The organism is Aciduliprofundum boonei T469, from assembly GCF_000025665.1.
Classification (GTDB): domain Archaea; phylum Thermoplasmatota; class Thermoplasmata; order Thermoplasmatales; family Aciduliprofundaceae; genus Aciduliprofundum; species Aciduliprofundum boonei.
The window spans coordinates 800,752-822,715 of sequence record NC_013926.1 but is presented as its reverse complement, the minus strand read 5'-3'; the positions used below and the strand labels follow the sequence as shown (position 1 = coordinate 822,715).

Genomic DNA, 21,964 nt, shown 5'->3' with positions numbered 1-21,964 from the left:
GATTAAGAGAAAATCCTATATAAAACAATCCTCAGATTTTATTTATTTTTGATACTCCGTTTACCTTTTCCACATGGTACACTGTATCTGCAAGATTCATTAGCTCTTTCTCGTGGCTTACAATTATTATCTGATCCGTATCCATTTTGTCAAATACATCCTTTAATTTGTAGAGTTGATCTTTGCTAAAACCATCGGTGGGCTCGTCAAGTATGAGCAGGTGTGACTCCAAATTTAAACTTCTCTTAACCATGGTATTTAGAGCCAACCTATAAGCAAGAGCTATAGATGTTCTCTCACCGCCACTTAGGGAATATATGGGCATATCAAATTTCTGGTATCTCACGATGGGCTTGAAATCTTCATCTATTGTAGCTTCATACTCGCTCTCGCCCATTATCTCATGGAACCAATCCTCGAATAGCTGTCTAAACTCCTCATTTATAGAAAGTAATCTTAATCTCTCTATCTCTTCCAAGGCTTGGGCTAACTCATCCCTCAGCCATTTTCCAAACTCAACATGTTTCTTGTAGAGCTTAATTTCATCTCTTAACTTTTCAATCAATTTCATCTTCTTATCAATTTCATTTTTTAGCTCTTCAACCCTTTTTTCTTTCTCTTCCTTTACTCTCTTTGCAGAACTCAATATTCCTTCAATCTCTCTGTATTCCTCGCTGAGCTTTTTGAATACATCATCACTGTAATTCAAAGAGTTTATTTCTTTGCTTTTCCTTTGCAGTTCTTTCTCCATCCCTTCAATTTCAAACTTATAATTTTTTATCTCTTCAATTATTTTACCCTCTCTTTCCACCCTTCCTTTTAAAGCATTATACTCTCTCCAAACATTTCTCAATCTCTCAACTTCAAATTTAACCTTCTCCAATTCCTCGCTCATCTTTCTCTTCTCTTCTTCATCAAATATGGGCAAATTTCGCTCTGCAATCTCTAGTTCCTTCTCTGCTTCTTCACCCTCCTTTATTGAATCTTCTATATGCTTTATCCTCTCCTGAATTGCAGAGAGAGCTTTTGCATTCTCTTGGAGCTCTCTTATCTCTTCATCAATTTCCCGCATTTCTCTCTTTATCTTTACCTCAGAAGCGTTTGCCCTTCTAAGCTCTTCTTTTTTATCTTCAATCTTAGCAATCGTCTCACTAATCAATTTCTTTTTATGCTCTTCTGTAAGAGGTCTCTTGCATTTTGGACAAACTGCACCCAGAGATTTGTAATCTTCAAGCTCTTTTCTAAGCTCTTCTATCTTTGTGTTTATGGCTGCAATCACACCTCTTATCTCACTCCTCCTCTCTTCTAAATCCTTCTTCCTGTTTTCAAGATCTTCAATCTTCGCAGTTTTACTTTCCAACTCATTTTTCCTAGATTTCAATTTCTCTAATTCCACTCTCAGATTTTTCGCCTTTTCTATCTTTTCCTTTAACACCTTTATACGCTCTTGAGCCTTTTTGAATCTTATCTCCGTATTCATTATATCGTTGAGCTTTCTCTGCAACTCATCTCTAATTTTTTCAACACTCTCATACCTTTGTGCTTCCTCTTCTATATTTTTCATCTTTTCTTTTATAACCTCTATTTCTTCAAGTTCCTTATTTGCCTTATTTAAATTCTCTTTGAATCCCAAAATTTTAGTTTTTAACTTTTCAATCTCTCTTCGAAGGTTCTCGTACCTGTCCCTTAATTTCATAACCTCTTTCCATTCTTTGCTCTTCCTTTCATACTCTCTTTCATATTGGGTAATTTTCTCATTCAGCTCTTTTATCTCTTCTTCAATTTTCTTTATCTCCAATTCTTTCTCTTTCACCTCGCTTTCTATCCTTCCAATTTCTTCCTCCTTACTCTCAACAGTTCTGTACTCTGAAACCAACTCCTTGGAAACAATTCCAATATTCTCCCTAGCAACTTTGTACTCATCTAACCTAAATATTCTGCGAATTACATCAAGACGCTCTTCTTCCTTCTTTCCAGTACCTTCTAAAATTACCTTCATCATCTCTTGAGGCGTGTATATTGCATACTTTACCACAGGCAAGGATTTTCTCTTACTTGAGCCAACATCAATGCCCATTAACTTTAAAACATAGTTCCTAACATCGCTCGCTGTTAATTTCACAACTCCTTCTGGTGCTTCAACTTCAGATTCCGTGTTGCTTATGCCCTTGCCCTTCGCCTCCAAAACTCTTCTTATCTTGTACTCCTTTCCTCCATGCTCAAAAATTATCTCTACGAATCCCCTATTTGTGCCTTTGCGCAGCAAACTTCTGTAAAAATCTGGAGTGGAATTGCCAAACAGGGCAAAATCAATGGCCATTAAAATTGTGGTCTTTCCACTTCCTATATCCCCCTCAAAGAGAGTTATGCCCTTTCCCAATTCTATATCTTGATCTTCGTAGCTCCTTATGTTATGGAGATGAATCTTGCGTATTATCATTATCTCACCCCAAAGTCAAAAAGTGTTGGAGCTCCACTCTTTCTATTTTCATCCAATTTTTTCTTCTCCTCCACTTTTTCCTCCCTCTCCCCAACTTTAACATTATCAATTAACTCTTGTAATTTGCTCTGCAGCTCTCTTGAGAAATCATCTTTGCGCATTCCCTCGGGCTGTTTCTCTTTAAGGATATTGAATGCCCTCCTTGTCACATCAATTCCATATTTTGAAATCTTCTTAAACACCCCTTCTTCTATCTCTTCCTTGCTCTCTGCCACAACATTTATCCTTTCTCTTTCTTTGGTTGTAAGAGAGTAAGTGTTGAGAAGAACATCAATTGCGGTTTTCCTTATATTCTCCCTGATTGAATGAAAATCTATTTCTCCAACTTTTCCAGAACGAAGCTCTCCTTTAACTTTGAGAATAACGACTTGCCCGCTATAATCCTCCTTTGATAATTCTAAAAGCCTCTTATTCAACTCTTCCGCAGTATATCCATCCGCTTTTATTACTCTTTTGTAAAATTTGCACACTTCCACAGGCACAAATCTGGGCTTGAAATCTTCAACTATGTAAAACCCCCTCTCTTTCAAAATATCCAGATCGTTGTAGGTAGCACCAAATAAAGCTCCGGGATATATCAACGGCTTCCCGTTCAGCTCGCTCTCTATCCTCTCGTGCAAATGGCCACCAGCATAGTAATCAAAGTTCTGGGGCAAGAGGAATTTGGGCAGAGCGTATCTGTCCGGGATGTACGATGGCTTGAGCTCACTTATGGTTGTGTGAAAAACAAAGATTTTGGGATGCTCGATTCTCTCCAAATAATCTCTATCAATATGCTCAAAGTACTCAACTTCCTGAGCGGAGCTTAATCCAGATACACCCAAAATATTCACTCCCGTTGGATCTTCAACTGGTAGAATTCTCAATTTTCCATCATAAACTTCGTAATTCACAACTTTTTTGAAAAGACCCGTGGAACTTAAAACATCTAATAGGGCCGTTGAGCCAGCAGAGAAGTCATGTGAGCCGTAAATTGCATAGATTCTTATTCCTCTATCAACCGCATTTTTTAAAATCTCCACCGCTCTTCTAACAATCTCCATATCCGGTATGGGATTATGAAATAAGTCCCCTGCAATGATTATGAAATCCACCCGCTCCTCTATACTTTTCTGTATTGCAATTTCAAACGCTTTTAAGTTCAATTCTTTCAACTTTGGATTCTTGCTAAAAGCGCCAAGATGTGCATCGGCAATATGTGCAAATTTCATTATCTCAATGAAAGATTCTGGGTATTTAAAATTATCCACGAAAAATAAAAAGCAAAAAGTATGTGAAATTTAACTACTCATAAAATTTTTCTATACCCTGCAAAAAGATCAGAATGGGAAATCTTAAATACCCTTGATCCTATTTAAACATATATGGGGAGAAAATATCTTAACAATAGAATGCGTATCCTGCTTCATCTTTCAAAGTACTCATCATTTATAGATGAATTTAACGCTCCGGTGGAACTCACACAGGAGGGAATTAGCAATTCAATAGGTGTGGGAAGAAACAACATTCCTAGGGAACTAAAAAAGTTGATGAATGAGGATCTGATATATGTTAAGAAATGCCACGTGAGGGGTGTTAGAAATAAAAGAAGTGTTTATCTTCTCACAAGAAAAGGCATATCTGAAGCAAATAAGATAAAAGATGAGTTGAAAGAGTTGCCTGTTATAGTAGTTGATTCCTCAGGTAATAGGGAAACTCATCCTTTGAAGGATATTCCGAAGGATTACGGAATTGATTTTGTAACCGCTGCTATAAATTTAGATAAAAATAGAAATCTGGACCTTGTGGGAATATTGAGAAGAAGAGAGAAAGCTTTTCACAGCATAGATGAGAATTTAATAGTTAGGGAATTCTATGGAAGAAAAGAAGAATTGGAAGAAATGGAAAAGTGGGCGAAATCAAATAAAAAGATATTGATACTCTCTGGAATTTCTGGAATAGGAAAAACAACATTATTGCTTAAATTTGTAAAAGAGAGATTAAAGGATAGGAATGTTCTGTTTATTAAAATTGAAAACTGGAAAAGTGCGGATGGCATTATTCACCAGATTGCAGGTTTTTTCTCAAGGATTGGCATACCCAAGATTGAAAAATACTTGAGAAGTGTTGCTCTTTCTGAAGAGAGAAATTTGAACTGGAACAATGTTATTCTTCTTATAAAAGAATCTCTGAGAGATGAGATTTTCATATTTGACACTGTGGAAAATGCAGATACAGAAACAAAAAAATTGATAAGAAAAATTATAGATCTTGTTAATTCTAAAAACAATTTTAAGGTAATATTAAGTGGTACGGAGATAGGGGATATAGTACCTCCATCCAAATTAGGTTGGGTAAAGGAATTGAAGATTGTAGAGTTAAAAGAAGAGGATGCTTTGGATATGTTGAGGCAGTATGGAGTGCCGGAGGATAAGGCGTTAAAGATAATCTCTACCGTAGGTGGAAATCCTCTCTTGCTTCATCTAGCGAAAGATCAAAATTATCCTATGATGAGAAGGTTCATATTTGAAGGTATACTGAAAACATTGAATAAGGAGGAAAGAGAAGCTCTGGAATTTATATCTGTTTTCAGAAAAAATTTCAAAATGAATGTTCTTCTTCTCAACAATTTTGAATACTTTATAATTTACTCACTCATAAACAAGAGCATACTGCTGGAAATGGAGTATGAGAATTTCACAGTTCACAGAATAATAAAGAATTTCGTTTATGAGCATCTTACAGAGGAAAAGAGGAAAAAATACCATCTTATGGCAGCGAGGTACTACGAGGAAAATGGAGATATTTTGGAGGCAGTTTATCATTATACGTATGCGGAGAAGTTGATGAGGGCCAATATACTTCTAAGTGAGAATTATGAAAAGTACCTGTTCACCAGTAGCAATGAGATAAGAAATCTTGCGTTAGAAATTCTAAATCGTTATGATAAGGATGTAGACGACTATGAATGGAAACTCTATGGAATAATAGGAGATACATATTACATTTCTGGGAAATGGGAAGAGGCCTTGGATAACTATAAAAAAGCGAGATTTCTCTTCAAGGGAAAAGATCTGGATTTCTACGCCAAAATAGTTGTAAGTATTTCGGAAGTATTGGGTAAAATGGGAAAGTATGAGGAAGCGATAAAAACTCTCAATGAGGTCCTAAAGAAGATCAATGGCATAAGGGATGAAAGCATTATTTCAAGGGCATATTACATACTTGGAGTTATGAGTATGAAAATAGGAGAAAAAGATGAGGCCAAGGATTATATCTTAGAGGCAATAAAAATTGCCGAAAGGAGCTCAGATTTGAAAAGTATAGGCTATGCTTACAATGGGCTTGGGTTGATAGAGAGGGACGAAGGAAACTTAGAGGAGGCAATTTCCTATTTCAAAAAAGCCCGGGAATATTTTGAATTATATGGAGATTTATCAGGACTTGCAAATGTAATTAGAAACATAGGATTGGTTTACTATGACCTCTACGATGACATAGCCGAGAAATATTATAGAGAGGCATTGAGAATCTCCCAGAAAATTGGAGAAAAATGGGGCATTGGTATTTTGTATCTTTCAATGGCTAACTGGAGCATGTACAAGGAGAAATTCTTTGATGCGAAGGTATATCTCAAAAAGAGCGAGAAAATATTTGAGGATTTAGATGCTCCGGGAGAGTTGGCATATGTGTATAATTCATTTGGAATATTTTATGCATATCTTGGGAACAAGGAGAGAGGAAAGGAGTATTTTGATAAGGGCATAAATCTTGCTGCCAGAATTGGAAACGAAAGAGCCATAATAGATATATCAAAGGATGCAGCGGAGTATCTAAGAAAATACGGATATGCCTATGTAGAAGAATATGAGAAAATTGCAAAGGGGAAGAAAAAGGTTGTAGCAATTGTAAATATTTAATTACCAACTACCCGGCTCTGAAGGATGTGGGCCATCAAGTGTATTTATAGACGGCATGATTTGCCAAGAACCCGGCTCTGAGGGATGCGGCCCATCGGCAGCGTTATTTCCACCACTTACCTCCAGCGTGCTTGCATTAACCAGTTTTATAGGAGTATGCATAGCCATAAGTCCAAGTGCTATCCCTGCAACGAGTATTATCCCCACAATTATTTTCTTATTCATCTTAACCACCATTTATCTTTTGGTGATATTCTATTTTAATTGTATGAGAGAATTCTCAAATCTCCATAATCAAAAATGAAAACGCTGAAATTAAGGCATTTCTGATGATAAAAAATGAGTATGCTCCAATAAGTTTTAAATATTAAAAATCTCAATCATTGCTCAATGAAGGTTCTTGTAGTGGATGATAGTATTTCTATGGCGAATATGCTCGTTAAATTTCTGGAGTACAAGGGAATCAGAGATGTAGATATATGCTATGATGGATATGGTGCACTTGAAAAAATAAGGAGAGGGAATTATGATGCATATATAATTGACTACCATCTTCCACATATATCGGGCATAGAGCTTGCTGAAGAGGCAAGTAAAAAAGGAGGCATAATAGTCATCATCACTGCGGATAAAGATCTTCGTACTAAAAAATTCAAAGTTTTTTATAAGCCATTTAAAGTAAATGATCTTTGTAATTATATTTTATCTTCCTGATTATTAGAATTTGGATTTGATCTGAAGATTATAGAGTACAGATAGAGAATGAAGAGATTATCGGAGTTCTAGTAAACATAAACCAATAGAAATTTACCATTTTCCGTTAAATATTAATTTAGCAAAAACGCAAAGGTTAATACCAATTTTCCCATGCTTACACTATGAGAGCACTAATTAGCGTTTCCGATAAAAAAGAACTGGAAGATTTTGCAAAATTCTTAGCCAAGAAAGGATACGAGATTGTTGCAACAGGTGGCACTAAGAAATTTTTGGAGGAAAGAGAAATAAAGGCAATTTCTGTAGAAGAGATAACGGGATATCCTGAAATTTTAAATGGCAGGGTAAAGACACTACATCCTGCAATACATGGAGCAATTTTAGCAGAGAAGAATGAGGATCTGGAAAAATACAATCTAAAAGGTATAGATGTTGTGGTTGTGAACCTATACCCCTTTGAGAAGAATATAGGAAACGAAAAAGATATGATCGAGAATATTGATATTGGGGGCGTAGCCCTTCTCCGTGCAGCCGCAAAGAACTACAAAAGAGTGCTTGTGATATCCTCACCCTCTCAGTACAAAGAAGTTATGGATGCAATGGAAAAGGGAGAGATAAACGAGGAACTTCGCAGGAGATACGCACTGGAGGCCTTTGCATTAACTGCCTCTTATGACACTATGATTTATAATGCATTCTGGAACAAGTTTTACGATGGTATGCCTGAACATTTCCTGTACTATTCAAAGAAAAAAATGGAGCTAAGGTATGGGGAGAATCCGCATCAGAGAGGAGCGCTTTATATGGATGGAAATGTGGAATGGGAGCAGTTGCACGGGAAAAAATTATCATTCAACAATCTATATGATATGGATGCTGCGTGGAATATAGTTATGGAATTTGAGAGACCTGCTGTGGCTATAATAAAGCATGCAAATCCGTGCGGTGCAGCTCTGGGTAAAGATATCAAAGAGGCGTATATGAAAGCTCTGGAGGGAGATCCAATATCCGCATACGGCAGCATTGTGGCTTCGAATAAAAGGATAGACGAAGAGGCAGCAAAGGAGATGAAAAAATTGTTTATCGAGGTTCTAATTGCCCCTGATTTCACTCAAGATGCCTTAGAGATTTTAGAGAAAAAAAAGAATATCAGGATAATAAAAGTCAAAAAATGGAAAAAAGAGGGGTGGAATTTGAGAAGGATAGACGGGGGATTATTAGTTCAAGACTGGGACACTAAAAGATTAGAAGAGGCAAAATGTGTATCTAAAAGATTGCCTAGCGAGGAAGAGATGCGTGATTTAATATTCGCCTGGAGCGTTGTTAGGTATGTGAAAAGCAACGCAATAGTTTTTGCTAAGAACGAAGCTTTGGTAGGTGTAGGAGCAGGTCAAATGAGCCGTGTTGATTCTGTAAAGATAGCAGCTATGAAAGCAGGTGATAGAGCCAAAGGCGCTGTGATGGCCTCTGACGCGTTCTTCCCATTTAGAGACGCGATAGATGAGGCAGCCAAGGTTGGGATAACGGCTGTGATTCAGCCAGGAGGTTCAAAGAGAGATAGAGAGGTTATAGAGGCAATAGATGAAAACAATATGGCAATGCTGTTTACCGGATTCAGGGTGTTCAGGCATTGAGGTGCTAACATGCATCTAACAAAAGATGAGGAGAGAATTTTAAGTGGGGAAAAGGGAGAAAATTATGCAAAGATGATGAGCATTCTTGTTAAAATCGGGGAAATATACGGAGCGGATAAATTAATACCCATAACCTCTGCACAAATATCGGGGGTATCCTACAACACAATTGGAGATGCTGGCCTACATTTTCTTAACTCCTTAAAAGATGTAAAAGTTGCAGTAAAAACTACTCTAAATCCTTTAGCATTTGACGATAGATACCTTGATGCCCTTCAAGTTGATACCCAATTATTCAAAAAACAGATGGAAATAATAAAGGCTTACAAAACTATGGGTGTTAAAACAACCGCCACCTGCACCCCTTATTATTACGATAATGTTCCAAAATTTGGAGAGCACATCGCTTGGGCAGAGAGTTCTGCTGTGATATACGCAAATTCAATAATCGGGGCAAGAACCAACAGAGAAGGAGCTGTAACAGCCCTTGCCTCTGCAATAATAGGCAAGACACCAAACTACGGGTTGCATTTGGATGAAGAGAGAAAAGCAACGCATATTGTGGAATTAGATTTTGAACCTGAGGGTGAGGATTTCCCACTCTTAGGGCTGCTCATCGGAAAAGAGGTGCAGGGAATACCATACCTGAAAATTAAGGGAAATTACGATGATTTCAAGCTCATGGGTGCAGCTATGGCTGCATCAGGAAGCATAGCAATGTACCATGTTGAGAGTTTTACTCCAGAATACAAAAATGCCCTTCAAGACGAGGTAGAGAGAATAAGCATAGAAAAAGATGAAATAGAAAAAATGAAAAAAATAGTGGATGTAGAGTTAGTGGCAATAGGCTGTCCTCATGTATCCCCTATAGAGTTGAGAAGAATTGCAGAGTTTGTGAAAGGAAAGGAAAAAAAGAAAGGCGTGGAATTTTGGATCTTTGCTGCCAGAAGCGTGTGGGAAAACCACAAAGATTTAGTCAAAATAATAGAAAATTTTGGTGGAAAAGTTATGGTTGATACATGCGTTGTAGTTAGCAATGCAGGTAAGATATTCCACAAAATAGGAACCACATCAGGAAAAGCGGCATTCTACTTGAGCAAGGATAAATTCGGTGGAGCAGAAGTGATAGTAGAGGACCTATACACCCTTCTCCGGAGTGTGGTAGAATGACTTTGAAAGGTAGAAGTATTGTGAATGGATTTGTAGAAGGAGAAGTAGTGAAATTTGATAAACCCCTAGTAATTTTGAGTGATATTGACGAAAAAAGAGGACAGATTTTAGGGAGAGATATAAAAAATAAAATCGTAGTGTTTCCGTGGGGTGCAGGAAGCACTGTGGGATCTTACACCATCTACGGACTAAAATATTATCACAATTTGCCCAAAGCATTCATTCTCGAAAGAGCAGAAACTATTGTAGCTGCAGGAGCAATAATAGCAAATATACCCACAGTGGATAAAATTGATATCTCCAAGATAAAAGATGGAGATTATGTGCTCATCAGAAACAATGAAATCGAAATTAAATAATTATTTGACCTCTCCATCAACATATTTCATTATCTCCCCCATTTCAAAGGCTTCTAATTCTTCAATGGTGAAGAACAAATATGCCTCTTTCTCCTTTAATTTTTCTTTCATCTCACCAATCATCTGAAGAAGCTTGTCAAGGCCATTTATGGCCAACAAGAGATCAAAGCAATCTGCTATTATGAGCTTTCCTCCTTTCTCCAAGAATTTTAAAACTCTACCTTTTAATTTCTCCAAATCTTTTGGCTTTATTGCATCTCCGAATGGCACATAAGAGATCCACACGGTTTCGGTATTTTTAAGGTTGTACAACTTCTTTACCTCATCAGGGTTATCCTTTGTTATTAGCAGCTTTTTCTCTTTCATAAGCTCCTCTGGTATCCTTTCAAGCATATCCCCAAGTTCTCCCAAAAATAAGTAAACATTACCCTTCTTCATCTTTCTTTCTTCCATCTTAACCCTTATAGGTGCCCCGCATCTTGGACAAAAATCATCATCAGGTGTGAGCTCGGTACCACAGAACGGGCAATACTCCTTATTTTTTTCTTTTTTAGGTTTGAAAGCCGTAGAGTAGAGGTAATCAATAAGCTCATTTACAAGCTTCAGAGGCATACCTGTGGCCTCAGCTATCTGCTCTGGCTCAGCTTCCATCAATTCATATATACTCCCATACCCCATTTTAAACAAAAGCTCTGCTCTGTAATCATCTATACCGGGTATACTCTTAAACGCCTTTATAACCCAACGCTTAAACAGTGGATTTATACCTATTGTAATTCTGTATCCCATTATAGGCCACTCTACAATGTATCCGTATTCCGTATAGCTAAATTCAATGTTTCTAGCCAAACATTTTTCTCTAATCTCATCATCGTAGCCCCTTATCATCTTTATAGCTTCACTATCTCCAGAAATACTTACATCAATTAAATCATCGAAATCCATATCAATATCCTTTCTCATAATATTTATTCTCCTTATTACCTCCCGAACCAACCTAATTCTCTTTGTAGTAGCATCTCTTTCGTTTTGAATATATATATCTCCATACTCAAATTCAATATGGTCATAGCCCTCTGGAACCTTCTTTATATAATTTATCATCTTTGGAGTTATTTTAATTATGAAGCCTTCAATTCCAAGAGTGTATCCCCCCTTCTCCATGGCATCTAGAACTTCCCTAACATTTTTCCTACGAAGCAAGAAACCTATTTTAGGCGCCCAGGCACGATAAGATGCACTTATCTCTTCCATATTGGGTTCTATCTCTATTTCCATCTCATCCCAATCCTCCACAACTTGAAATATAAGCACATTCTCTAAATTCAAAATAGAACTCTTTAGGGAATTTACTTCATCAGCATAGGAAGTTACAAAAACGACTTTTTTTAGTGGCTCTTTTCTCGGAATACCTTTCTTCTCCCTATACTTTCTGACAACCTTTACGAAATCCCTTATGATTTCCATAGTGCTTATCTCCTCAGCTTCAGTAGTGCTTAATGAAAATTTCTCAACATTTATCCTTCCTAAATTCTCTTCCACAAAAGCAGGCATAAACGGATAAAGCATCAAGATGGCATCTCTAACTGGTTCAAGAACTAATGGAGTTTTCCTTTTTATTGGTATATAAAAATGCGAAATGTCTCCAATGATATGCCCATAGAGAACATGGAAAGCATAAGATATCTTACCATTCTCTACTAATTCTCTAATTCTTTTTTTAACTTCGTTATTCTTCCACAATAGCCATTCATCCTCTTCTTTGTAATCATCAGTGGTTCCATAAATTTCTACATATCTAACAATATTATCAACTACATTTCTCAACTTTCTGATCTTTTTTATATCGGATTTATTTATAGTGCCTCTTTTCTTTATCAAAAGTGCAGCTCTCTTAACTTCATCTATACTTTCAGGTACTTTATGAGAAAGATATCTCGTATTTTTAAAAAGATATTTACCATAAACCTTCAAAATATTTTCCATAAAATACTTCAAAATAAATCTCTTCTGGTGAAGGAACATTAGAGAGGGAGGTGCATCAAAACTATGGATATAAGCGCCCAGAGCGGATAACTCTGGCTTAAGAGAGAATCTTCTTTCCATTATATTTCCACACACTGGACATTCTTTGATTATTGTGCCATATTCTATATGCCCGCAATTTGGACAATAGAGAACAGGAAGTTTGTATGAGCCTTCTGGAGATGAGAGATCATATGTGCCACCTTTTCCTTTAACTACTAAGATTGGTACATTCTCTTCCTGCAAGACATTACCACAGATAGGACAGGTCTTTATGGGCAATTCTTTCTCTTTAGAAAATATAACCGAATAGGAAGGTATTCTTCTTTTTAAACTCTTAGCCCTTATATCTCCTTTTTTTATAAGCTCCGCTCTCCCATCTCCTTGGATAACATACAATTCAAAATTTAAATCCTTTATTCCTTCAAACCCTACTTTTTTTATCTTACTCTTGGGTATCTCTATCTCCTTCAACAAAAATAGCTCTAAACTTGCTGGGGCAATCCATTCTTCATCATAAAGCTGGGCAATCACATAACTATCGTTCTTACCAAGATATACTCCTATTGGCTCTTCCTCCCCATAAAAAGCTCCAAGAAAATATATTTTTTTCCCCACTCTAATCTTTGCAATATTCTCCCTTAATTTCTTGGGAATAATTTTAACCTGACTCTCCTTAAAATACTCGTCACATTTGCTACAATAGTATGTTCTTATATTTTTAATCCCTATACTTTTCTTTTTGAATAAGTCCTTAATTAACATGCCTATTTCTTCGGTGTATTTCTCCCCGTGTATTAATCTAGCATAAGGAGCAATTTCTTTAATTTTATTCAAATCTTTTTTATTCAAAGAGTATGTAACAAAATTTACCGATGTTTCTTCGTCAAATATTTCATAAAACTTATGTATGAAATCATAGTAAATAAGCTCATCTAAAATAACCGGAGATAGGGAATCGTAAATAGGGTACGAATAAAAGCCCCGAATTTTTGCCACGAAAGTATATTCTATTTCACCGATATATAATTATTGCCAATCCCAGAGATAAGATATAAATAAATAACTCCCATGCTACCTTATGTTTCATCACATATCCGAGGTACTCTCAGACAATTTCATAGGGAAAGAAGTAGCCCTGCGGGGATGGATATACAGAAAGAGAAGGATGGGCAAGATAATATTCGTGGTTCTTAGAGATTCTTCTGACATAATCCAATGCGTTATAGAGAAGAAAAAAATAGGAAACGAGAAATTCAAAGAATTGGACAAAGTAGGCGTAGAATCTTCATTAGAAATTAATGGAGTGATTAGGAAAGAGGAAAGGGCTCCCACAGGGTATGAAGTGGATGTTAAAGATATAAATATCATCGGGCCCTCATACCTATTTCCCATCACAAAGGACAAGAGCGATGAGTTCTTGCTAGACAACAGGCATCTGTGGCTGAGAAGCAGGGAGATGAATGCTATTCTTAAAATCAGGCACACTGTATTTGGAGCCATACACGAATTCTTCAGAGAGAATGGATATTACGAAGTTCAAGGACCTATCTTTGTTACGGGAGCTGTTGAAGGGGGCTCAACTCTCTTTGAAGTGCCATATTTCGGAAAAAAGGCATATCTATCTCAAAGCGCTCAATTCTATCTTGAGACTTTCATATTCTCTTTGGAAAGAGTTTACACAATCGCCCCAAGCTTCAGGGCAGAGAAGAGCAGAACAAGAAGGCATTTAACGGAGTACTGGCATGCTGAGGGAGAGGTAGCTTGGTATCACAATGAGGATATGATGAGAGATGAAGAAGAGCTCATAATGCACATAGTCCAAAAAGTTCTAGAAGAAAGAGAGAAGGAGCTGAAGTTTTTGAATAGAGATTTAGAAATATTAAAGAATTTAGAAAAACCTTTTATAAGGATGAAATACGAAGAGCTCATAGAATTTGCACAGGAGAATGGGATAAATATAGAGTATGGAGATGACTTAGGTGCCGATGAAGAAACTGCCATAACTAAAAAATTTGATAAACCAATATTTGTTACTCATTATCCAATAGAAATTAAGCCATTTTACCACAGGCCCGATCCTGATAACCCAAAAGTTGTTCTATGTCATGACCTCCTCGCTCCAGAGGGTTATGGAGAGATAATTGGCGGTGGGGAAAGGATATACAAGCTCGATGTGCTTTTGAGAAGAATGGAAGAAGAGGGACTCAATCCAGAGGACTATTACTGGTATGTGGATTTGCGCAAATATGGAAGCATACCTCATTCAGGATTTGGATTAGGTGTTGATCGCCTCGTTTGGTGGCTTGCAGGACTTTCCCATATAAAATACGCCATACCATATCCAAGAACCATCAGAAGAACAAAACCATAAAAATAAAGAAAAATTTAAGATTCTATTTTTTCTGCTTCTTCAATTACTTCTTTTGCTTCCTCTCCGCTTTCAAGTTCTCCAGCAGCTAATTGCTCTGCAAAGTGGCAAGCAACATAATGTCCTGGCTCAACTTCCACGAGAGGTGGCTCTTTCACATCGCAAATACCCTTTTGAGCATACGGGCAGCGAGGCCAGAACCTGCATCCTGGAGGCAAATTTATTGGGCTCGGGATCTCTCCTTTAATCTCCACCCTTCCATGCTTGTGCTCTGGATCTGGCACCGGCACTGCGGATATCAACGCCTTGGTATACGGATGCATAGGATTGAATACAACTTCATCAGAATCTGCCATCTCCACTATCTTTCCAAGATACATCACTGCCATTTTATCAGACATGTACCTAGAAACCGCTATATCGTGCGTAATGAAGAGGAAAGGTATATTGTATCTATCCCTCAAATCAAGCATCAGGTTCATCACACCAGCACGAATGGATACATCAAGCATCGATACGGGCTCATCTGCCACTATGAACTTAGGTCTCAGCACCAAAGCCCTGGCAATCGCAACTCTCTGTCTCTGGCCACCGCTCAGCTCATGAGGGAATCTGTCCAAGTATTCCTCAGCAGGCCTTAATTCCGCATCCTCTAGAGCTTTAATAACCATCTCAACACGCTCATCGTAGCTCTCACCGATTCCATGAATGATCAAGGGCTCCATAACGGTCTTTTGCACAGTAAATCTTGGATTTAGTGATTCATAAGGATCCTGAAATATCATCTGAACATTTCTTCTGTAATTTTTCAACTCTCTACCTTTTAATTTTGCAATGTCTTCTCCTTCGAACAATATATTTCCTTCCGTAGGATCTTCGAGCCTCGTAAGCAATCTTCCAGTTGTAGTTTTACCGCAGCCTGATTCACCAACAAGACCCAATATCTCGCCCTTATGTATATCGAAATTTATACCATCTACAGCCTTAACATAGATGGGCTCACCCCAGAACTTGAACATTCCTGCGTGCAATTCAAAGTATTTTTTAAGGTTCCTCACACGAATGACCACATCATTATTATTCTCATCACTCATTGCTCTCACCACCGCCTAGTTCACCATACAACTCCTCTGCAAAATGACATTTTGAATAATGTCCAGGAGCAACTTCAATTACAGGTGGCTCTTCTTCTAAGCATATATCCTTAGCGTAAGGACAGCGAGGTGCGAATCTACAACCCTTAGGAGGATTAGACAAATCCGGTGGAGAGCCAGGTATAGCTTTAAGCCTTTCTTTTTTCTCTTTCTTTATATTTGGGAAAGCTGCTAAGAGAGCCTCCATATAAGGATGAGCTGTCTCTTTGAATACCTGTCTAGTTGTACCTGTCTCTACAAGATGTCCCGCATACATCACAGCCATCTTGTGTGCCATTTCAGCCACAACGCTGACATCGTGGGTAATAAGAATCATTGCCACTTTCTCCCTCTTCTGCAATCTTGCCATCTCACCTAGAATTCTATCCTGAGTAACCACATCCAGGGCCGTAGTGGGCTCATCTGCTATAATTAAATCTGGATTTAGTGCTAGAGCCATTGCAATCATAGCTCTCTGCTTCATACCACCACTGTACTCATGCGGATAGTTATCTATTCTGTCCACCGGTATACCAACCAGTTTGTATAACCTTTCAACTCTTTTCCTAGCTTCCTCGTCAGTAACATCTTCATGAGCCTTTATGGCTTCAATTATTTGATCTCCAACCTTGAACACAGGATTAAACGCATTCATTGCACCTTGGAATATCATAGATATCCTCTTCCACCTATACTTGCGCATCTCTGGATGGTATTCAACTATTTTCCTATACTCCTTATACTCCTTGCTTGGCACAGTGCTCATTTGAACAAAATCCTTACCATCGAATATCACTTTGCTTCCTTCCTTGTAATATGCATTGCTTGCAAGCAACTGGGTTATGCCATATCCAGTGGTTGTTTTACCGCAGCCTGATTCACCCACTAAACCCATCGTTTCTCCTTTTTCTAACTTGAAACTAACATCATCTACCGCATACACCCAGCCACCTTGAATCTTGTAATGCACCGAAAGGTTTCTAACATCCAATAATGTTTTTGCCATCTTGATCACCTCTTCCTCAAGCGCGGATTAAGAATTTCATCGAATGCCCTGCCAACCAGATAGAATCCAAGCGATATCAGTGTAATTGAAAGACCTGGAGGCAATAGCCACCACCATGCATACATAACTGCTCCTGCAGTTTGTATACTGTACAACATCTGTCCCCAAGATATCGCCTTTGGATCTCCCAAACCTAGGAAACTCAGAGCAGCTTCTGAAAGAATAGCACCGGCGACTCCAAGAGTCATGTAAAGGAAGGAATAAGGCAACACATTGGGGAATATATGTGATACCATTATCCTAGTATTGCTGGCTCCTGCAACTCTAGCAGCATCCACAAATGGCCTAGATCTCAGAGAGAGTGTCTGTGCCCTTATAACCCTGGCTATTCCGGACCATCCCAACACAGATATGACTAGAATTATGTTCCATATGCTTGGACCTAAGATAGCAGTCAATATCAACAATATGGGCAAACCAGGTAGTGTCAGCATAATATCTACAAATCTCATTAGCAAAGTATCTACAACTCCACCTTTATATCCTGAATATATACCGTAGAGCGTACCTATCATCACGGAGAAAAATGCTGCTAGAATACCCACTATAAACGCCACTCTTGAGCCATATACTAACCAAGTCCATATATCATGACCTTTATCATCTGTACCCAAGATGTACCAGTTACCGCTGAAATACTTACCTGGCGGGAGAGGAAGAACATTAGTACCCTTTGGATTTAAGAGACCTACAGTCTTGGTATCATTACAGTAATACAAAGTATACACATTGGAGCTCGCAGTAGGAGAATATTTTGAGCCAGATAGAGTTCCCATGTACTCAAAGTAAGATAGCTTGCTTCCCGGAGGATATGGGAATGGGGACAATTTCTTGGTATAATTGTTATAGTACATAAACTTACTAACAATCATTTTTCCAGTTGTTTGATAATCAGAAAAATCCAACACATAAAGGGTTAACTCGTTTCCATTTGTAAGGGCAAGCATCTCTCCATTCTGGAGTATCATATTTACCAGCATAACAACCTTAGAATTAACGGGTATGGCGCCATTCTTGGTGCTATTTATTGGGACCATTTCAAACTTTGTGTTTGTTCCCTTCATATACTCATATACATAACTCATATCCTCATTGCTCACATATTTTGCATTAAATACTGTGAAATTTCCTCCAGAATATGTGACTGATGGTGAAGCTGTTACCATACCTCTTCCCATGTTCATTGTCCAGTCATTCTCAACTACCACATGACCATTTGAACCAGCAGGATTCATCACATAAACAACTGCATTACCGTTGCTCTGAGCAGGTAGGAATATGTAATTCTTCCCTAAATTTGGACTTCCCGCATAGTAACCTGGCTCAGCAGTTAGCGGGAAATTAAGAACTGTCTCAACAACATTAGGCCTTGGAACGAACGGAAGAGCACCAGGAGTGGGGAATGGTAGAGGATAGGTGTGTGTATCAAACCCTTTGTAGACCACAGTCTTTGTCTCAAGAGGAACGATAAACACATTTTGATCCTTCGAAAGATTATCGTTGTAAAGATAATCGTTGTAGAATAGAAATGGCTTCATTATTATTTTCTCCGTGTAATTCTGATTTAGAACAGGGTACAAGCATTGCTGTGCATTTGGAAGATAAGAATCATTTGAATATGTGTAATAATACCAGTAAAGATTTGCATGATACTCATCTCCAACACCTATGAACCTAGAAGGGAATACCGCAGAACCTGGCGCATAAACAACTGGCACCTCAAGATTTCCAGAAGATGTTGTATCAACCACGAGCCATGTGGGTATGTAGGGCAAGCTCTTGACAATCACCCTATCATAATTGGATTTTGGCTTAAGATTATATATATCGTATATAACCAGATGATGTTGAGTTGTGAACACCAGCTCTCCATCCCAGTTTGGATCTTGACCTGTACCGCTGTAGTGATACTGAAGATCCGATGTTGATGGGGAGAGAAAAGCAATATTTGTAACTGTCTCATCAGCACCTATTCCAGGAATATCTGTTAGATTCAAAGTGAATCTCAAAGAGTTGGTCCCCCAAGGATCTTTATTAGGCATTCCAACTCTAGAAGGATCCTGGATGAATATACCCTGGATACTCTTGCCGTAGTTAAGAATTATCCAATTACCACCCTCCGATGGTGCTGTTGTTAACTGAGTATACCCTATGGCAATGTCCTCAACAGGTGCAGTAGTATTAAATGCATAAACATAAGGTCTTAAAGCATCTATTGAAGGTGCCTCAAACTGAGGGGAATAAGGAGTGAGGAATGGAGCAAAAATTGCCATTATCGCAAATATCAGAATCAATGCAAGCCCTACTACACCATACTTACTCTGGCTATAAAGTTTCCAACCCTGTTTTAGGCTTCTACTCATATGCCTTCTTATTTCGTCCCACTTTGATACTTCTGCCATTTCTTTACACCTCCTTTATTGCAACCTCACCCTTGGATCAAGGATACCATACAACACATCAGCCAGCACATTACCAAATATGACTAGCAATGATATTATATAAAGCGTAGCTCCAGCCAAGAAGAAATCTTGACCCATCAGCGCCTGTAGGTATGTGTACCCCACACCGTAGTATGAAAATATCTGTTCCAGAATCACAGCACCACCTATAGCGTAGGCAAGTGAGAGAACGAAAGATGTGATTATTGGCAACATTGCATTTCTTCTAGCATGCTTATTTCGAACCACTTTTTCAGGCAAGCCCTTTGCCTTAGCTGTGAGTATGTAATCCTCACCAAGTGTTTCAAGCATAGAAGTTCTCTGCAGCAGTATAACTCCCGCAACCCCTAAGAGAACTATAACAGTGAGAGGAAGTATCAAATGCCATCCGTAATCCACTATAGAGTAGAATGGATTTCCAGGGCATATACCAAGCTGAGCGCATGTTGAGCCAGGACCTGTATAGCCCTCACTGGCAAATCCGCTTATAGGGGTCCAACCCAAACTATAGGAGAATATCCACAAGAACACTAATGCCAGCCAGAAAGATGGCATATTGTAGAAAAACAGACTGAATCCTATTACCGCTCCCTCCGCGGCACCACCTCTTCTCCATGCAATATATGTTCCTAGAGGTATACCAATAGCATATGTTATCAAAGTAGCCAAGCCAAACCATAGAAGTGTCCTTGGAACTCTCTGCTCCAAAATAGTCCAAACGGGTTCATGGTAAATAGAAGAGATTCCAAAATTCAAGGTAAACATATCCTTCAAGAAAAATACATACCTCTCATAAAGGGGTTTATCCGTAACATAGAGAAGAGCTATTTTCATCTGAGGAGAAATCTGAACACCCTTCAGAGGGATTTCAATAAGAACATAAACATACTTCTTTGGTAGCACGCCAACGCTCTGAATAGAGCTTCCAAGCTTATCATAAGAAGTCCAATGATACTTGTACTGCGATGGCACTTCAGCATTTGATGAGTTCTTCAAGTATATTTTATCCAACGGAACCTTTTCAGGGGATGAAAACACATAGATGCCGTATTGAACCGTTTTGTTACCATACTCATAACTTTCGTTCAGAGTCATAGACACGGCTCTTGGATTTTGATTAAAAGATAATATCGTGTAGAAATAGGAATACTGCTGATTGGAATTGGGTATCTGAGAAGCAGGTACCGGAGTGAAAGCCTTAGCAGTCAAAGTTTCCACATGCTTATCGGCCAAACCAAAAGATACAGCCATATTCGCAATATCTTCTGCCTTATAATTTGGATTTGCATAAAAAGCATCAGTTGGATCACCCGGCATAGCTTCAAAGAGTGCCCATATAATACTGGTAACAACAAATATCGTAATCGCTGCTTGAATTGCTCTTTTAACCAAATAAGGACCTAATCCAGCCATGATTAACCACCTACCACTTTGCCCTACAATGGTAATCATACATTTAAACTTTACTCAATCCCCAGCAGAATATTTTTTATAGAACATTGCAATAGCGGGCTCGGTGATAACATGGAGGAGAGTCTTTGCAGCATAGAATTCTTGGAGGAAAATGGCGTGTTTGTAGCAAAATTGCAGAGCCCTCTAGGAGGTCTAAGAGAGTACAGAGGAATATCATTTGAGGAGGTACTTGACCAAGTTATGATTGAACTGCAGCAAGAGTTTGAAGGTGTACTTTGATGTTTTCCAAAGAAGATGAGAAAAAATTTAGAAGCGTTATTGAGGAATATAGCTCCCCATGGGTTTGGATAGATATAACCACAACCCTAGGCCCAACTAGCCTAGAAAATTACTTTAAAAGTATTTTTTCAGGGGACTTTTTACATCATTGGTCTCCAACATACCCAGAAGGATATTTAGAAATTAAAAACGAAAGAAACATAGTTGTGCATTGGGTTCTTGGAGAGAGAAATGAAATAATTGCCATTTCTCCTCAGGATGATGTGGATTTTGATAAGATAGATGATGCCTTGGCATCTACAATAATCCAAAACAGCGTAATAAGAATTTTTTCTGAGAAATATTAAAATTTAAGTGTGTATTCTATTCTATCCTCCTCGTAGGCCTTTTTAACCTCTCTTATCCCCCCATGCTTCTCAAAGAGTGCTTGAGTTATTCCGTCTATGAAAGGATAGTACTCCTTTTTGAGCTTTGAAACCAATAGCCAATATGATTTGGAGGTTATACTTTTATATCCTGTGTGGAAAATAGGCAGATATTTTCTCATCACAAGCACAATATTCTCCATTGTTTTCTTAGGGGGATATTTGCCCAAAATACCCTTAAAATTCACATCCATATGCTCACCAAAATATTTGCCCATTTCCTGAAGTTCATTTTCATCAAAAATTTTTACTGTAGCATCTAAAATTTTGGCAAGATAATGCCCGGGGTAATTTTCATTGTGCTTTATATCTGATTCTTTCATAAATATAACCCTATCCTTATTAACAATGTCTCTCAAAGCATTTAACCCTTCAATTCCCTTCTTTTTCGATACATAATCTATTATAAGCCTTATTGATGCTCCCTGAACCATTTAAACCACCAATATATATTTTTAGATTAATGAACTTTAAAGTATTTAACTTTTTCCTCATTGTGGGTGAGTTGAATTCATAGGCAAGTACTTTAAATAGG

General features: G+C 38.0%; 17 protein-coding genes. 8 read left to right on the top strand and 9 right to left on the bottom strand.

The features are described 5' to 3' along the window. Positions 1 to 31 precede the first annotated feature (31 nt). Complete coding sequence (locus tag ABOO_RS04295; protein ID WP_008082538.1) at positions 32 to 2,440, bottom strand: AAA family ATPase; 2,409 nt, start codon at positions 2,438 to 2,440, stop codon at positions 32 to 34. After that, entirely contained in the window at positions 2,440 to 3,711 is a 1,272-nt protein-coding gene (locus tag ABOO_RS04290; RefSeq protein ID WP_008082677.1) for a metallophosphoesterase family protein, read from the bottom strand. Before ABOO_RS04290 ends, ABOO_RS04295 begins: the two co-directional genes overlap by 1 nt. A gap of 153 nt (positions 3,712 to 3,864) precedes the next feature. Between ABOO_RS04290 and ABOO_RS04285 the strand changes: the two genes are divergently transcribed. After that, a complete protein-coding gene (locus ABOO_RS04285; protein ID WP_008082073.1) occupies positions 3,865 to 6,399 on the top strand; it encodes a tetratricopeptide repeat protein in 2,535 nt (844 codons plus the stop codon). Here ABOO_RS04285 and ABOO_RS04280 read toward each other — a convergent pair whose 3' ends face one another. Then, complete coding sequence (locus ABOO_RS04280) at positions 6,400 to 6,624, bottom strand: hypothetical protein (RefSeq protein WP_012997240.1); 225 nt, start codon at positions 6,622 to 6,624, stop codon at positions 6,400 to 6,402. A gap of 165 nt (positions 6,625 to 6,789) precedes the next feature. On the opposite strand from ABOO_RS04280, the gene ABOO_RS04275 reads away from it, so the two are divergent. The 4 genes from ABOO_RS04275 (at position 6,790) to ABOO_RS04260 (ending at position 10,276) form a co-directional block, all read left to right on the top strand. Then, on the top strand, positions 6,790 to 7,113 hold the full coding sequence (locus tag ABOO_RS04275; protein WP_008082424.1) for a response regulator: 324 nt from the start codon (positions 6,790 to 6,792) through the stop codon (positions 7,111 to 7,113). A 164-nt stretch (positions 7,114 to 7,277) separates the two neighbouring features. Beyond that, a complete protein-coding gene (gene purH / locus ABOO_RS04270) occupies positions 7,278 to 8,747 on the top strand; it encodes a bifunctional phosphoribosylaminoimidazolecarboxamide formyltransferase/IMP cyclohydrolase (RefSeq protein WP_008082663.1) in 1,470 nt (489 codons plus the stop codon). A gap of 9 nt (positions 8,748 to 8,756) precedes the next feature. After that, positions 8,757 to 9,917 (top strand): aconitase X, encoded by a 1,161-nt coding sequence (locus tag ABOO_RS04265; protein ID WP_008082643.1) that lies wholly within the window; start codon positions 8,757 to 8,759, stop codon positions 9,915 to 9,917. After that, the gene (locus ABOO_RS04260; RefSeq protein WP_012997239.1) at positions 9,914 to 10,276 is read left to right on the top strand and encodes an aconitase X swivel domain-containing protein; all 363 of its coding nucleotides are present in this window, start codon (positions 9,914 to 9,916) and stop codon (positions 10,274 to 10,276) included. Before ABOO_RS04265 ends, ABOO_RS04260 begins: the two co-directional genes overlap by 4 nt. On the opposite strand, the gene ABOO_RS04255 is transcribed toward ABOO_RS04260, so the two are convergent. After that, positions 10,277 to 13,300 (bottom strand): DUF835 domain-containing protein, encoded by a 3,024-nt coding sequence (locus ABOO_RS04255; protein WP_008082614.1) that lies wholly within the window; start codon positions 13,298 to 13,300, stop codon positions 10,277 to 10,279. An 82-nt stretch (positions 13,301 to 13,382) separates the two neighbouring features. Between ABOO_RS04255 and asnS the strand changes: the two genes are divergently transcribed. Beyond that, positions 13,383 to 14,675: an asparagine--tRNA ligase gene (asnS, locus tag ABOO_RS04250; protein ID WP_008082003.1), complete on the top strand. Its 1,293-nt coding sequence runs from the start codon at positions 13,383 to 13,385 to the stop codon at positions 14,673 to 14,675. A 14-nt stretch (positions 14,676 to 14,689) separates the two neighbouring features. Here asnS and ABOO_RS04245 read toward each other — a convergent pair whose 3' ends face one another. From ABOO_RS04245 to ABOO_RS04230, 4 genes are read right to left on the bottom strand one after another with little or no spacing between them, the layout of a single operon-like run. Beyond that, positions 14,690 to 15,766, bottom strand: coding sequence for an ABC transporter ATP-binding protein (locus ABOO_RS04245; protein ID WP_008081944.1), 1,077 nt, complete (start codon positions 15,764 to 15,766; stop codon positions 14,690 to 14,692). Next, on the bottom strand, positions 15,759 to 16,811 hold the full coding sequence (locus tag ABOO_RS04240; RefSeq protein WP_008082231.1) for an ABC transporter ATP-binding protein: 1,053 nt from the start codon (positions 16,809 to 16,811) through the stop codon (positions 15,759 to 15,761). Before ABOO_RS04240 ends, ABOO_RS04245 begins: the two co-directional genes overlap by 8 nt. 5 nt (positions 16,812 to 16,816) lie before the next feature. Continuing rightward, entirely contained in the window at positions 16,817 to 19,273 is a 2,457-nt protein-coding gene (locus ABOO_RS04235) for an ABC transporter permease (protein WP_008082411.1), read from the bottom strand. Positions 19,274 to 19,288: 15 nt separating this feature from the next. Continuing rightward, entirely contained in the window at positions 19,289 to 20,764 is a 1,476-nt protein-coding gene (locus tag ABOO_RS04230; protein ID WP_236614069.1) for an ABC transporter permease, read from the bottom strand. Positions 20,765 to 20,836: 72 nt separating this feature from the next. Here ABOO_RS04230 and ABOO_RS08045 point away from each other — a divergent pair, with 72 nt between their 5' ends. Continuing rightward, on the top strand, positions 20,837 to 21,004 hold the full coding sequence (locus ABOO_RS08045) for a hypothetical protein (RefSeq protein ID WP_008081917.1): 168 nt from the start codon (positions 20,837 to 20,839) through the stop codon (positions 21,002 to 21,004). Then, on the top strand, positions 21,004 to 21,351 hold the full coding sequence (locus tag ABOO_RS04225) for a hypothetical protein (RefSeq protein ID WP_008082131.1): 348 nt from the start codon (positions 21,004 to 21,006) through the stop codon (positions 21,349 to 21,351). Before ABOO_RS08045 ends, ABOO_RS04225 begins: the two co-directional genes overlap by 1 nt. Here ABOO_RS04225 and ABOO_RS04220 read toward each other — a convergent pair. After that, entirely contained in the window at positions 21,348 to 21,863 is a 516-nt protein-coding gene (locus tag ABOO_RS04220) for a hypothetical protein (protein ID WP_012997238.1), read from the bottom strand. The genes ABOO_RS04225 and ABOO_RS04220 overlap by 4 nt on opposite strands. Positions 21,864 to 21,964 lie beyond the last annotated feature (101 nt).

What these genes read in the sequence shown, in the direction of transcription:
- ABOO_RS04295 (WP_008082538.1), bottom strand. Translation starts at nt 2,440, where the DNA reads ATGATAATACGCAAGATTCATCTCCATAACATAAGGAGCTACGAAGAT.
- ABOO_RS04290 (WP_008082677.1), bottom strand. Translation starts at nt 3,711, where the DNA reads ATGAAATTTGCACATATTGCCGATGCACATCTTGGCGCTTTTAGCAAG.
- ABOO_RS04285 (WP_008082073.1), top strand. Translation starts at nt 3,865, where the DNA reads ATGGGGAGAAAATATCTTAACAATAGAATGCGTATCCTGCTTCATCTT.
- ABOO_RS04280 (WP_012997240.1), bottom strand. Translation starts at nt 6,624, where the DNA reads ATGAATAAGAAAATAATTGTGGGGATAATACTCGTTGCAGGGATAGCA.
- ABOO_RS04275 (WP_008082424.1), top strand. Translation starts at nt 6,790, where the DNA reads ATGAAGGTTCTTGTAGTGGATGATAGTATTTCTATGGCGAATATGCTC.
- purH (WP_008082663.1), top strand. Translation starts at nt 7,278, where the DNA reads ATGAGAGCACTAATTAGCGTTTCCGATAAAAAAGAACTGGAAGATTTT.
- ABOO_RS04265 (WP_008082643.1), top strand. Translation starts at nt 8,757, where the DNA reads ATGCATCTAACAAAAGATGAGGAGAGAATTTTAAGTGGGGAAAAGGGA.
- ABOO_RS04260 (WP_012997239.1), top strand. Translation starts at nt 9,914, where the DNA reads ATGACTTTGAAAGGTAGAAGTATTGTGAATGGATTTGTAGAAGGAGAA.
- asnS (WP_008082003.1), top strand. Translation starts at nt 13,383, where the DNA reads ATGTTTCATCACATATCCGAGGTACTCTCAGACAATTTCATAGGGAAA.
- ABOO_RS04245 (WP_008081944.1), bottom strand. Translation starts at nt 15,766, where the DNA reads ATGAGTGATGAGAATAATAATGATGTGGTCATTCGTGTGAGGAACCTT.
- ABOO_RS04240 (WP_008082231.1), bottom strand. Translation starts at nt 16,811, where the DNA reads ATGGCAAAAACATTATTGGATGTTAGAAACCTTTCGGTGCATTACAAG.
- ABOO_RS04235 (WP_008082411.1), bottom strand. Translation starts at nt 19,273, where the DNA reads ATGGCAGAAGTATCAAAGTGGGACGAAATAAGAAGGCATATGAGTAGA.
- ABOO_RS04230 (WP_236614069.1), bottom strand. Translation starts at nt 20,764, where the DNA reads ATGATTACCATTGTAGGGCAAAGTGGTAGGTGGTTAATCATGGCTGGA.
- ABOO_RS08045 (WP_008081917.1), top strand. Translation starts at nt 20,837, where the DNA reads ATGGAGGAGAGTCTTTGCAGCATAGAATTCTTGGAGGAAAATGGCGTG.
- ABOO_RS04225 (WP_008082131.1), top strand. Translation starts at nt 21,004, where the DNA reads ATGTTTTCCAAAGAAGATGAGAAAAAATTTAGAAGCGTTATTGAGGAA.
- ABOO_RS04220 (WP_012997238.1), bottom strand. Translation starts at nt 21,863, where the DNA reads ATGGTTCAGGGAGCATCAATAAGGCTTATAATAGATTATGTATCGAAA.